Annotated in this window: 3 protein-coding genes; all 3 read left to right on the top strand. The window is 71.2% G+C overall.

Going from position 1 to position 14,276, the window contains the following annotated elements; genetic code table 11:
- On the top strand, positions 1-1,540 hold a 1,540-nt coding region (locus FGD71_RS40855), incomplete at its 5' end, for an ABC transporter ATP-binding protein (RefSeq protein ID WP_140936058.1).
- Positions 1,541-1,598: 58 nt separating this feature from the next.
- On the top strand, positions 1,599-12,587 hold the full coding sequence (locus FGD71_RS40850; RefSeq protein WP_119105631.1) for a non-ribosomal peptide synthetase: 10,989 nt from the start codon (positions 1,599-1,601) through the stop codon (positions 12,585-12,587).
- Positions 12,574-14,274: an ABC transporter ATP-binding protein gene (locus FGD71_RS40845; RefSeq protein ID WP_119105633.1), complete on the top strand. Its 1,701-nt coding sequence runs from the start codon at positions 12,574-12,576 to the stop codon at positions 14,272-14,274. The genes FGD71_RS40850 and FGD71_RS40845 overlap by 14 nt, the downstream gene beginning before the upstream one ends.
- Positions 14,275-14,276 lie beyond the last annotated feature (2 nt).

Below are 14,276 nucleotides of genomic sequence, written 5' to 3'. Positions count from 1 at the left end.
CGCGCTGCTCGGCGCGGCGGCCACCGCGGTGTCGACCTACCTGATCGGGCGGCTGGGCGCGGACCTGCTCGCGCAGCTGCGCGAAGGGGCCGTCCGGGCGGTGCTCGGGATGCCGAGCGCACGGATCGAGCAGGTCGGCCGGGGGGACGTGCTCTCCCGGGTCGGTGACGATGTGGCCGTCATCTCCAAGGGCATCCGCACGGCCATCCCCACGGTGTTCTCGGCGGGAGTGCTGGTCGTCATCGCCACGGTCGGCATGTTCGGCCTCGACTGGCGGCTCGGCCTGGCGGGCGCCGGCGCGCTGCCCGCGTACGCGCTGGCCCTGCGCTGGTATCTCCCCCGGTCCGCCCCGCTCTACCAGCAGCAGCGGGCGGCTCAGGCTGACCGCGCGCAAGCGTTGATCAGCGGTCTGAACGGGATCGACACGGTCCGGGCGTACCGCCTCGAGGGCGCCTTCCGCGAGAAGGTCACCACTGAGTCGTGGCGGGTGCGCGATCTCGGCATCGAGGTGTTCCGGTTCTTCGGCCGGTTCGTCGGCAGGGAGAACCGTGCCGAGTTCATCGGGTTGGTCCTGATCCTCGTGGTGGGGTACGCCCTGTTGGAGGCCGATGCCGCGACTCTGGGCGAGGTGTCGGCGGCTCCGCTGCTGTTCCACCGGCTGTTCACCCCGCTGGGCGCCATCATGTTCACCTTCGACGAGGCGCAGAAGTCGGGCGCGAGCCTGACCCGGCTGGTCGGGGTGCTGGGGGAGGCCGCGGAGGACCGGCTGGTGGGCGACGCGGCCGTCGCGTCACCGGACGCCGCGCCGTACGCGGTGACGGTGGAGGGGCTGACGTTCAGTTATCCGGGCACCGAGGAGCCGGTCCTGAGAGAGGTCAACCTGACGATCCCGGCCGGTGGTTCGCTCGCGCTGGTGGGGGCGACGGGCGCGGGCAAGACGACCCTGGCCGCGCTGATCGCGGGCATAGGGACCCCGCAGGCCGGGTCGGTGCGCGTCGGGTCGACCGACCTCGCCGGTCTGGACGAGGCCGGGGCGCGGGCCTTGGTGAGCATCCTGACGCAGGAGACGCACGTGTTCTCCGGTCCGCTCGCCGACGATCTACGGCTGGCCGCGCCGGAAGCGACCGACGCCGAGCTGATGGACGCGTTGCGCACGGTCGGCGCCGACGGGTGGGTCGACGCGCTGCCCGACGGGCTGAACACCATGGTCGGCGAGGGCGGCGAGCGCCTGGACGTCACCAAGGTCGCCCAGATCGCCCTGGCCCGGCTGGTGTTGGGCCAGTCGCCGGTGGTGGTGCTGGACGAGTCGACCGCGGAGGCGGGCAGCGAGGGTGCCGCCGAGCTGGAGCGGGCCGTGCTGGCCGCGTGCTCGGGCCGGACCACGTTGTTCGTGGCACACCGGCTGACCCAGGCGATGGCGGCGGACCGGATCGCCGTACTGGACGCGGGACGCGTGGTGGAGCAGGGAACGCACGAGGAGTTGGTGGCTCTGGGCGGCCGGTACGCACGACTGTGGCGGGCCTGGCGAGAAGGCAGTTAGGTAACCCTAATTTAGGTTAGGCTAACTTTCATAACTTGGAAGGGACGCTGAGTCTTCGATGATCGAACCGAGCGCTCGTCTCGTACTGCTTTCTCCCACACGCCTGGCCGACGTGCGCCGGCGGACCGGTGACTATTCCGACAGGACCATCGCCGCGGCGTGCGCCATCGGTCTGTCGTACTGGGCGACGGGCCGCAGCCCCGACGGCATCGACCTCACTCCCGGCACTCTGTTCGCCGACGTCCTCGGGTGGGTCGACAACGGCGGGGACGGGCCCGGCGGTTGGGAGGTCGGTGCGGAGGGCGCAGACGGCGCCGACGGCCGGAGCATCTCCGTACCGGAAGGGGTCGAGCCGGCCGACGCGCAGCTCGCGCTGGACGACCTGGCCGACTTCCCGGACCGGCCCATCGGCACCATCAGCACGGCCGGCGTGGCCGCGAGGCTCGAAGCCCTCGCCGAGTGGAACGACACCGAGGCCGACCGGGTCCGCCCGACCATCGTGGAGATGTTCCGCGAGCAGGCGCGGACCAGGCCGGACGCCGTCGCCATCGTCGACGAGCAACGGTCGCTGACCTACCGTCAGACTGCCGAACTCTCCAGCCAGTTGGCCCACCATCTGATCGAACGCGGCCTCACCGCCGAACAGGTCGTCGGCATCTCACTGGGCCGCTCCGCCGAGATGGTGATCGGACTGCTCGGCGTGCTCCAGGCGGGATGCGCGTTCGTGCCGCTCGATCCGCAGTGGCCCGCCGCGCGCCGAGCCGTCGTCATCGAGGACGCCCGCGTCGTGGTGCAGCTCAACGACTCCGGCGAGCACGACCCGGCCGAACCGGAAGCCGTGGCCGTCGACCTCGGCGACTGGAAATTCGGTTCCTACCCCGCCGAGGGGACCGGGGTCACCGTCCTCGGCGACGCCCTGGCCTACGTGATCTTCACGTCCGGTTCGACAGGGCGGCCCAAGGGCGCGATGATCCGTCACGAGGCGATCAGCGAGCGCCTGCTGTGGCAGGTCAACGAGATCCTGGGCTTCGGCCACGACGACGCGTCGCTGTTCAAGGCGCCGCTGTCCTTCGACATCTCCATCAACGAGATCTTCCTGCCGCTGGTGTCCGGCGCCAGACTGGTGGTCCTGCGGCCCGGCGGTGAACGCGACCCGCACCACCTGCTGAGCGTGATCGCCGAGCAGCGCGTCACCTTCACCTACCTGGTGTCGTCCATGCTGGACGTGCTGCTGGAGATCGCCGGCGACTCCGGGCGGCTCGACAGCCTGCGGCACGTGTGGTGCGGCGGCGAGGTGCTGACCCCGGAGCTGTACGAGAGGTTCCGCACCCGGCTCGACATCCCCATGTACCACGGCTACGGCCCGGCCGAGACGACGATCGGTGTCTCGCACGTCATCTACCGGGGCGCGGCGGAACGCCTGTCGACATCGATCGGCAAGGCCAACCCCAACACCCAGCTGTACGTGCTGGACGACGAGCTGCGCCCGGTCCCGGTCGGCGTCGGCGGCGAACTGTACGTGGGTGGGCTCCTGCTGGGGCGCGGATACGTCAACGCGCCCGGCCTGACGGCGTCCCGGTTCGTCGCGAACCCCTTCGCCGACGACGGGTCCCGGCTGTACCGGACCGGTGACCTCGCCCGGTTCGCCCCGGACGGGTCGCTGGACTTCCTCGGCCGGGCCGACAACCAGATCAAGATCCGCGGTATGCGGCTGGAGATCGAGGACGTCGAGGTCGGTCTCGCGGAGCACCCCGGGGTACGGCACACCTGCGTCGTCGCGAAGAAGAACGCCGCGGGCGGCACCTACCTGGTGGGATACGTGATCCCGGCCGCCGGGAGCGAGGAGCTGCGGGCGGACGAGGTCAAGGCGTGGGCCGCCGAGCACATGGTGGAGTACATGGTGCCCGCCCACATCGTCGTGATGACGGAGTTCCCGCTCACCGCGAACGGCAAGCTCGACCGGAACGCGCTGCCCGAGCCCACGATCGGGACGGGCTCGCTCATCCAGCCCGCCACCGAGAACGAGCACGCGGTGTGCGCGGCGGTCGCGGCGGTGCTGCGACTCGAAGAGGTCGGTGTCGACCAGGACTTCTTCCAGCTCGGCGGAGACAGCATCCTGGCGATCTCGCTGCTGAGCGCGCTGCGCGACGCGGGTCTCTACGTCACGGCACGGCAGATCTTCACCCACAGCACCGTGGGGGCGCTGGCGGCGGTGGCGAGCCGTGAGGACGTCTCCACGGTGGACCACCGCGATGTCGCGACCGGTTCCGTCGTGGGATCGCCCATCGTGCAGTGGCTCGGCGAGACCACCGACGCGATCGACGGCTTCGTACAGTCGGTCGTACTGAACACCCCGGCGGACCTGACCGCCGACGCTCTCGACGAGATCCTCGCCGCCGTGGCCGGGCGGCACGACATGCTGCGCGCCAAGCTGGTGCGCGGCGACCGCTGGAGCTTCGACATCCCCGAGGCGGACCAGGCCGCCGTGGGGTGGCAGGAGAGCGACCGACCGCTCGACGAGTGCGTCGCGCTCGCCACCGAAGGGCTGGACCCGACGGGCGGCGTGATGCTGCGTGCCGTCTGGCGCCGCGAGGCACGGCAACTGGTCCTGGTCGCCCACCACGTGGTGATCGACGGCGTGTCCTGGCGGGTCCTGATGGACGATCTGGCCACCGCGTGGCGGCAGTTCACCTCGGGTACGCCGATCGAACTGCCCCCGGTGGGCACGTCGTTCCGGCGCTGGACGCAGCTGCTGGAGCGCGCCGCGTTCGACGCGGACAGTTCCTACTACTGGCGCCCCCGGCCGGGAGACGACCAACCGGTGGGCAGGCGCGCGCTGTCCGCAGCCGACACCGTCGAGAAGGAGCGACTGCGGACCGTCTCGGTCGGCCCCGAGGCCACGGCCGCGCTGCTGGGCGAGATCCCCGCGAAGTTCCACGCGGGCGTCAACGACGTCCTGTTGACCGGGCTCGCCGTCGCCCTCGCCCGGTGGCGCCGCGACCTCGGCCAGGACCAGACGTTCGCGCACATCGAACTCGAAGGCCACGGCCGCGAAGGGCAGTTCGTGGCGGGTACAGCCGGCTTCGAGCCCGAGCTGTCGCGGACCGTGGGCTGGTTCACCACCCTGTTCCCGGTGACCGTGGACCCGGGCGCGGCGGCCGATCTCACGGCGCCCGAGTACCTGGCCGCCGCGCTGAAGGCGGTCAAGGAGGACCTCGCCCGGGTGCCGGACAACGGCGTCTCCTACGGTGCCCTGCGGTACCTGACCCACACCGAGTTCGACGCGCCCGCACCGCAGGTGCTGTTCAACTACCTCGGCCGCTTCGACGCGGGCTCGTCCAGCGACTGGCAACTCGCGGGCACCACGGGGCAGTTGGGCGAGAAGCGCGACCCGAACATGCGCCTGCCGCGCGCCCTGGAGTTCAACGCGATCGCCGAACCCGCCTCGACCGGCGAGTACGAACTGGTCACCACCATCTCCTGGCCCGACGGGATGTTCACCGACGACGACATCGCGACGCTCGGCGAGTACTTCCGGGGCGCCCTGGCCGGACTGGCCGCGCTCGACCAGGGCGGCCACTCTCCCAGCGACTTCGGCCTGGTGCCGCTCGCGCAGGCCGATGTCGACGTCCTGGACGGCCCGGCACTGCGGGACATCCTGCCGTTGACCCCGTTGCAGGAGGGCCTGTACTTCCACTCCGTCTTCGACGACGACTCGGCGGGCGCTTACGTCGAGCAGCAACTGCTCACGCTGGACGGCGAAGTGGACGCCGACCGGCTCGCGGCGGCGGCCACCCGCCTGCTCACGCTGTATCCGAACCTGGCCGCGCGGTTCGTGGCCCTCGCCGACGGCCGTGTGGTCTCCGTGCTGGAGAGCGGCACGGAGGCGCCCTTCACCACGCTGGACCGCCCCGGCATCACCGACGACGAGATCCGCGACCACGCCGAGCGGGACCGTCGCGCCGGGTTCGACCTGGCCACCGGCCCGCTGATGCGGTACACGCTCATCCGCGCCGGCTCCGGACGGAACGTCCTGGTGCAGACCGTGCACCACATCATCGCCGACGGCTGGTCGGTGCCGCCGATGCTCCGCGCGCTGCTGGCCGAGTACCACGCGCCGGGGACCGTGTACCCGCTCGGCGGCTTCCCCGACTACGTGAGCTGGCTCGCCGGACGCGACGACGACGAGAGCGATCGCGTATGGCGCGATGAGCTCGCCGAGCTGCCCGGCCCCTCGCTGGTAGCCGAAGGGCACACCCCGTCCGACCGGTTCGCCGACACCGCCGTGGAGCCGGAGGACGACGTCGACGCGGCCGTCCGGTCGGCCGGCGTGCCGCTGAGCGTGGCCGTGCACAGCGCCTGGGCGGTGACGCTGGGCTCCCTCCTGCACGGCAGGGACGTGGTGTTCGGTTCCACGGTGTCCGGGCGTGACGCGGAGGTGCCCGGCATCGAGGACATGGTGGGTCTGTTCATCAACACGATCCCCGTACACGCCCGTTGGGCCGGTACCACCACGGTGCGGGACCTGCTCGCCTCGGTGCGGGAACACCAGAGCGTCGTGCTGCCGCACCAGCATGTCTCGCTGGCGAGGATCGGCCGCCAGGCCGGCGCCGGCTCCCTGTTCGACACCCTGGTGGTGTTCGACGTCGCCACCGATGTGGACGGTCTGCGGCGGCCCGGCGACACGCTGGTCATCACCGACATCGTGAACGAGGGCGCCCCGCACTACCCGTTGACGCTGGTGGTGGAGCGCGCACTCGACGGCCGTCCCCGCTTCAACCTGATCTACGACGGCGAACTGCTGCGGGAGACGAGCGCGCAGGACATCCTGCGCACGTTCACCCAGACCCTCACCGGTCTGCTCACCCGGCCGGACGCCCTGGTCGACGACCTGGCGCGCGAGGACACCGGCGGCGCCCGGCGTCCCGCGCCGATCACCCCGACGACCTTGGGCGGACTGTTCGACGCCGCCGCGCACCGCGACCCGGCCGCCACCGCCGTCACCCAGTGCGGTCTCGACGGCCGTAGCAGGTCACTGACCTACGGCGAACTGGCGGACACCAAGGACGAGTTGGCCTCAGCTCTGCGCGCGGCCGGTGTCGGGCCGGGCAAGCGGGTCGCCGTCGCCGTCCCGCGCTCCCTCGAACAGGTCGTCGCCCTGGTCGCGATCGTCAGCGCCGGCGGAGCGTACGTACCGCTGGACCTGGCGTACCCGGACGAACGGCTGGAGTACATCCTCGCCGACGCCGCTCCGCAAGTCGTCCTCGTGGACCGTGAGCAGCGGGACCGCTTCACGCAGCTGCTGGCCCGGGCGGGCGTGCCTGCCCGTGTGCTCGTACAGGGGGACGAGCTGCCGCAGGGCGAAGGGCAGTCGCCTGCCACCACCGAGCCCGGGCCGGAGTTCGGCTGGCACAACCCCGCGTACGTGATCTACACGTCCGGATCGACCGGCAGACCCAAGGGCGTCGTCGTCCCGCACTCCAGCGTGGTGACGCTGCTCGCCAACACCCAGCCCGACATGGACTTCGGCCCGCACGACGTGTGGGTCCAGTTCCACTCCTTCTCCTTCGACTTCGCGGTCTGGGAGCTGTGGGGCGCGCTGGCGTACGGCGGTGAGCTGCTGGTGCCGGAGTACGGGCTGACCCGCTCCCCGGTCGACTTCCACCGGCTGGTCCGCGAGCGCTCAGTGACCGTGCTCAACCAGACCCCGTCGGCGTTCTACCAGTTCATCGAGGCCGACCGGCATGCCGGGGAGCCGCTGCCCGCGCTGCGCCGGATCATCTTCGGAGGCGAGGCGCTGGATCTCGGTCGGCTGCGCGGCTGGGTCGAGCGGCACGGCACCGGTTCGCCCGAGCTGGTCAACATGTACGGCATCACCGAGACCACCGTCCACGTCACCCACCGGGTGCTGACCGACGAGGACTTCCGTCTCGGCGACGACGTCAGTCCGATCGGCGGCCCGATTCCCGGTCTGGTCACCTATCTGCTGGACGACCGGCTCCGGCCGGTGCCTCCGGGCCGGGTGGGCGCCATCTACGTCGCCGGCGACCAGGTGTCGCTCGGCTACCTGGGCAGGCCGGGGCTCACCGCGGGCCGGTTCGTGGCGAACCCGTTCGCGGGCGACGGCTCCCGCATGTACCACACGGGCGACCTCGCCCGCCGTACGCTCGACGGCGAGCTGGAGTTCACCGGCCGGGCCGACGACCAGGTCCAACTCAAGGGCTTCCGGATCGAGTTGGGCGAGGTGGAGTCCGCGATCAGGGAACTCGACGGCGTGGTCGACGTGGCCGTCACCGTGGCGGACAGCGGCGACCACCTGGTCGCGCACGTCGTGGGCCGGGTGCCGGGTGACTTCGTCGAGTCGCTGTCCACGAAGTTGCCCGTGCACATGGTGCCGGGCCGGGTGCTGTCGGTCGACGCGCTGCCGTTGACGGTCAATGGCAAGCTGGACCGGAAGGCGCTGGTCGAGCGCGCCCGAAGGGGCGCGGAGAGCTGCGCGACCAGCCACGACGCACTCGCGGACGAAGACGCTGCTGTGGCCGCACTGCCTGCGCTCGTCGACATCTTCACCGAAACCTTGCCCGGCTCCGCCGTGGACGCCGACACCGACTTCTTCCGCGCCGGAGGCGACAGCATCGTCGCCATCACCGTGATCAACCGGGCCAGGGCGCTCGGCCTGCCGATCGCGCCACGGGACGTGTTCCTGTTCAGGACCCCGCGCGCGCTCGCCGAGAACCTGGGGACGCGTGCCCCGCAGGCAGAGGCGTCGTCCGCGCCCGCCCGCCGCGAGGACGGCCCGCTGACGCCGACCCCGATCATCCTGCGCCAGCGCGAACTGGGCGGATCGCTCGCCCGGTTCGCCCAGGCCAGGACGCTGGTCGCCCCCGAGGGCACCGCGTTCGCCGACGTCGAGCGCGCCGCGAACGCCGTGGTGGCCGCGCACCCGGCCCTCCGGCTGCGGCTGCGCGTCGAGCACGGGGTGTGGGCCCTGCGCACCGAACCCGCCCGCGAGGTCACCGTCGTACGACCGGAAACGACCGATGCGACAGCGGCGGCGAACGAGGCCGCCGGACGGCTCGACCCCGAGTCCGGCGACGTCATCGCGTTCTCGTGGCTGGAGGCGAGCCGGACCCTCGCGGTCACCGTGCACCACCTCGCCGTCGACTCGGTGTCCTGGCTGGTCCTGCTGGACGACCTGGCCACCGCCCTGCGCGGGGACACCCTGGCGGCGCCGACCACGTCGTACGCCGAGTACGCCGAAGCACTGACGCTGCAGTCCGCCGAGGCGATCGACGACCTCGGGCACTGGATCACCACGCTCCAGGCACCCGCGCTGCTGCCCACGGCAGAAGGACTACGGCTGCGCGAGACCACGGTCGTACTCACGCCCGAGGTGAGCGACCGCGTGACGCGTACCGCGCCCGCCGCACTCGGTGTCGGCCTCACCGAGTTGCTGAGCGGCGCGCTGCGCACCGCGCTGACCCGCATCCAGCCGTCGCCCACCGATCTCGCGATCGAACTGGAGCGGCACGGCCGGGTCCCGGTCCTCGAACACCACGACTACACCCGTACGGTCGGCTGGTTCACCTCCATCGCGCCCGTACGGCTCACGGCGCACACCGACCCCGTCGCCGCGGCGCACGAGATCGCCGAACGCCAGCCGGACGAGCGCGCACACGTCGCGTACGGGCAGCTCAAATACCTCAACCCGCAGACGGCCCCGCTGCTGAACGCCCGCCCGCAGGTGCTGTTCAACTACCTCGGCCGGGGCAGCGAGTCCCAGGCGGTGCACCTCACCGGCGGGGATCAGGGCAGCCCGTACGCCGTCGAGGTCAACGCGTGGATCGACGAGACCACCGGAAGCCTGCACGCGGTCTTCACCCTCGCCGAGGGCATCCCCGACGAGATCACCGAGCACTGGCACAGCGCACTGGAAAGCATCGCGGACACCTCCGCGACGGCCGAGCGCACGGCACCGGTCACCCCCCTCCAGAGGGGCCTGTTCTTCCAGGCCCAGATGGCGGGCTCGGCCGGGCACTACGTCGCGCAGAACTGGTTCACCTTCGACCGGCGCCTGGACACCGACGCGCTGGCCGAGGCGATGGCGTACGTGATCGCCCGGCACCCGGTCGTGGGCGCCGGCTTCAGCACCGACGACGACGGAAACCCGGTCCAGGTCCTCAAGGCGGGCCGACGGGTCGACGTCCGTACGGTCCAGCTGTCGACGGACGCAGAAGTGGAAGCCCTGCGCGCCCGTGACCGCGACACGGGATTCGACCCTGGTGAGCCGCCGCTGATCCGGATGACCGTCGTACGTCTCCCCGACGACCGCGACGGCCTGCTGCTGAGCTACCACCTGCTGCTGTGGGACGGCTGGTCCCGCGAGATCATGCTGCGGGACCTGTTCGACGCCTACCAGGCCGTCGTCGCGGGCGAGCCGCTCGACGCGGTCCCGGCCACCCCGGGCTTCGAGGACTACGCCCGGGCGCTCGACGCCAAGGACTCAGCCGTATCGGAGCGCTTCTGGGCGGAGCACCTGGCCGGCCTCCCCGGCCCGACGCTGCTCGCCGGACCGGCGCCGTCCTTCTCGGACGACCTGCCGAGCGCGCTCGTGCACACGCTGTCCGCCGAACAGTCGGACCTGCTGAGGGACGCGGCCAGGACGCACGGCGTCACGCTGAACTCCGTACTGACCGGCGCGTTCGGCCTCCTCCTCGGCGCCCACACGGGCCGCAGCGACGCCGTGTTCGGCGTGACCGTCTCAGGCCGTGAGGGCGAGGGGCTGTCCGACATCGTCGGCGTACTGCTCAACACCGTGCCCCTGTGGACGCGGGCACGGCCGGACGACACGGTCCGCGACTACCTGTCGGCCGTGCAGGCGGCCCGGGTCGAGGCGATGGAGCACGAGCACCTGGGGCTCGGCGAGATCCAGCGGGCCAGTGGCCACGACACCCTCTTCGACAACCTGTTCGTGCTCCAGAACTTCCTGGACATGGACGCGTTCGCCGAGATGAACTCCAGGCACGGCATCACCTCGGTGAAGGCCGACGACTCCACTCACTATCCGTTCACGTGGGTCGTCACGCCCGGCGACCGGCTCACGGTCAAGCTGGAGCACCGCGACGGCGACACCGAGAACGCCCGTCGTCTCCTCGACGACTACCTGCACGTGCTCGAAGACCTGGCCCGGTCGACCGGGCCGGTCGGCGCACTGCGGGGCCTGGGGCCGGAGCCCGAGCCCGCCGAACGCACGGACGTCGGCACGGACACCGTCGTCGACCGGTTCGACCAGGCGGCGGACCGCGACCCGCAGCGGGTCGCGCTCGTCGCCCACGGCTCGACCATGACCTTCGCGGAGCTCCGGGACCGCAGCCGCGCGGTGGCCGGTGTGCTCGCCGGGCGCGGCATCGGCCCCGAGACGACCGTGGGTCTCGCCGTCCCGCGCTCCCTCGACTCGATCGTGGCGCTGTTCGCCGTGCTGCGGGTCGGCGCCGCTTACGTGCCGCTGGAGTTGGACCACCCGGACGAGCGGATCGCCGCGATCGTCGCGGACGCCCGCCCGGACGTGATCCTCACCGTGAGCGCCGTGTCGCCCCGGCTGACCGGCGACCTGATCGACCTGAATGACCTGATCGAGCTGGACCGCCCCCTGCCCGACGCCGAGCCGTATCTGACGTTCGCGCCGGACGACCCGGACCGCCTGCGGCACCCCGCGTACACCATCTACACCTCCGGATCGACCGGCAAGCCCAAGGGCGTGGTGACCGAGTACGCCGGGCTCACCAACATGCTGATCAACCATCAGCGCCGGATCTTCGAGCCGGTGCTGGCGGAGCACGGCCACCGGGTCTTCCGGATCGCGCACACCGTGTCGTTCGCGTTCGACATGTCGTGGGAGGAGCTGCTGTGGCTCGCCGACGGGCACGAGGTGCACATCTGCGACGAGGAACTTCGGCGTGACGCGCCCCGGTTGGTCGAGTACTGCCTCGAACACGGCATCGACGTCATCAACGTGACCCCGACCTACGCTCAACAACTGGTCGCCGAGGGGCTGTTGGACAACCCGGCACGGCGGCCGGCGCTGGTGCTGCTGGGCGGCGAGGCCGTCACCCCGACGCTGTGGCAGCGGCTCGCGGACACCGAGGGGACGGTCGGCTACAACCTGTACGGACCCACCGAGTACACCATCAACACCCTCGGCGTCGGCACCTTCGAGTGCCAGGACCCGGTGGTGGGAGTGGCGATCGACAACACCGATGTGTACGTGCTGGATCCGTGGCTGCGGCCCCTGCCGGACGGAGTTCCCGGTGAGCTGTACGTGTCGGGCATCGGCATCGCGCGCGGCTATCTCGGGCAGCCCGCCCAGACCGCGCACCGCTTCGTCGCCTGCCCGTTCGGTGAACCCGGCGAGCGCATGTACCGCACCGGGGACCTGGTGATCCGGCGGCCCGACGGGAACCTGATGTACCTGGGCCGCACCGACCAGCAGGTCAAGATCCGGGGTCACCGGGTCGAACTGGGCGAAGTCGAGGCCGCGTTCGGGGCCCACCCAGCGGTGCGCTTCGTCGCCGCGGTCGCCCAGCGCGACCCGCAGGTCGACGGAGCGTACCGGCTGGCCGCCTACCTCGTACTGGACGGCGCCGACCTGGCGGCGGTCGCCGCCGAAGTGGGCGCCGGGCTGCCGGACTTCCTGCGTCCGACGCACTACGCCCAGGTCGACAGCATCCCGCTGACGGTGAACGGGAAGGCTGACACCAAGGCGTTGCCGGAAGCCAAGCCGCTCGGCGCGCTGACCACGGCGGGGGAGCGGGGACCTGCGACCGAGACCGAGACCGTAGTGTGTGAGTTCTTCGCCGAGGCACTGGACCTGGACGATGACGAGGTGAGCGCGGTGAGCGACTTCGTGTCCCTCGGAGGGCACTCCATGCTGGCGGTGCGGCTGATCGGGCTGCTCCGCCGAGAGTACGGTCCTGTGATCACGATCCGCGATCTGTTCACCCTGCGAACCCCGGAAGCGATTGCCCGCCACCTCGATGACAACTCCTGACACGCAGCGGCCCCGCCCGGGGTCCGACATCCTCCGGACCGCACTGCGCCGCAACATCGGCGCCATGGCCTGGGGCACCGTCCTCATGGGCCTGTACCAGGCGGGTGAGACCGCCTTCCCCATCGCGCTCGGCATGATCGTCGAACACACGATGCGGGACCGGAGCCTCGGCGCGCTCGGCCTGTCGATCGCCGCCCTGGCCGTGATCATCACGACCGTGTCGCTGTCGTGGCGGTTCGGGATGCGCATCCTGCAGAAGGCCAACACGACCGAGGCGCACCGCTGGCGGGTGAAGGTCGCCGCCTGTGGCCTCCAGCCGGTGGCGAGGGACGTCGACCTCAAGTCCGGCGAGGTGCTGACCATCGCCACCGAGGACGCCGACCAGACCGCCGACATCATCGAGGTGGTGCCGCTGCTGATCAGCTCGCTGGTCGCGGTGCTGGTCGCGGCGGTCGCGCTGGGCCTGGCCGACATCCGGCTCGGCCTGCTGGTGATCGTGGGAACGGTCGCGATCCTGTCGATCCTGAGCGTGATGTCCAGGCGGATCGGCTCAAGTACCCAGGAACAGCAGGCCAGGGTGGCGCGGGCGGGCGCGAAGGTCGCCGACCTGATCATCGGCCTGCGCCCGCTGCACGGCTTCGGCGGCAACCACGCGGCGTTCCGGTCCTACCGGAAGGTCAGCACGGAGGCGAAGCACCAGGCGATCACCGTCGCCAAGGTGAACGGCGTGTACGCGGGTACCGCGCTGGCTCTCAACGCGATCCTCGCCGCCGCTGTGACCCTGACGGCGGGCTGGCTGGCGTTCGACGGCCGGATCACCATCGGGGATCTCGTCATGGCCGTGGGGCTGGCGCAGTTCATCATGGAACCGCTCAAGCTGTTCTCGGAGATGCCGAAGTACGTGATGATCGCGCGTGCTTCGGCCGAGCGGATGGCGCTGGTGCTGACCGCGCCGCCGGTGACAGCCCCGGGGCCGGAGCGCCCGGCCGCGGGCGGAGACCTCGAGATCGACTGCGTCCGGTACGGGTCCCTGAGCGAGCTCAAGTTCCAGGTGTCCGCCGGCGAGTTCGTGGCGATCGCCGTGTACCAGCCGCGCGCGGCGGCCGACCTCGCGTCGATCCTGGCCGTGAACGTCCCGCCCGACGCGTATGACGGAGTGGTGCGGGTCAGCGGGCAGGAGATCGCGGACCTGTCCGTCGAGGCGGTCCGCGAGCACATACTGGTGAACCCGTACGACGGGGAGATCTTCGCGGGCAGCCTCCGCACGAACATCGACCCCTCGGGCACCAGCCGGACGGTCCCCGAGGCCGTCGAGGCGTCCATGCTGACCGATGTCGTCGCCCTCCACCGCGAAGGACTCGACTACGGCGTCCGCGACCGCGGCGCGAACCTCTCCGGGGGGCAGCGCCAACGGCTGTCCCTGGCCCGCGCCTTGGCCGCCGACACCGACGTCCTCGTCCTGCACGACCCGACGACGGCCGTCGACGCGGTCACGGAGCAGCTCATCGCGCGCAACGTCGCGAAGCTGCGCCGGGGCCGGACCACCGTCGTGATCACCAGCAGCCCGGCCCTCCTGGACGCCGCCGACCGTGTCCTCGTCCTGGACGACGGCGTCATCACCGCCGAGGACACCCACCGGAACCTGCTGGCCAACGACGAGAACTACTGCCTGGCGGTGGCCCGGTGACG

The sequence above is a fragment of the Streptomyces sporangiiformans genome, assembly GCF_005768555.2.
In the GTDB taxonomy this organism is placed as follows: Bacteria; Actinomycetota; Actinomycetes; order Streptomycetales; family Streptomycetaceae; genus Streptomyces; species Streptomyces sporangiiformans.
This window is presented reverse-complemented; position numbering and strand designations above follow the sequence as displayed.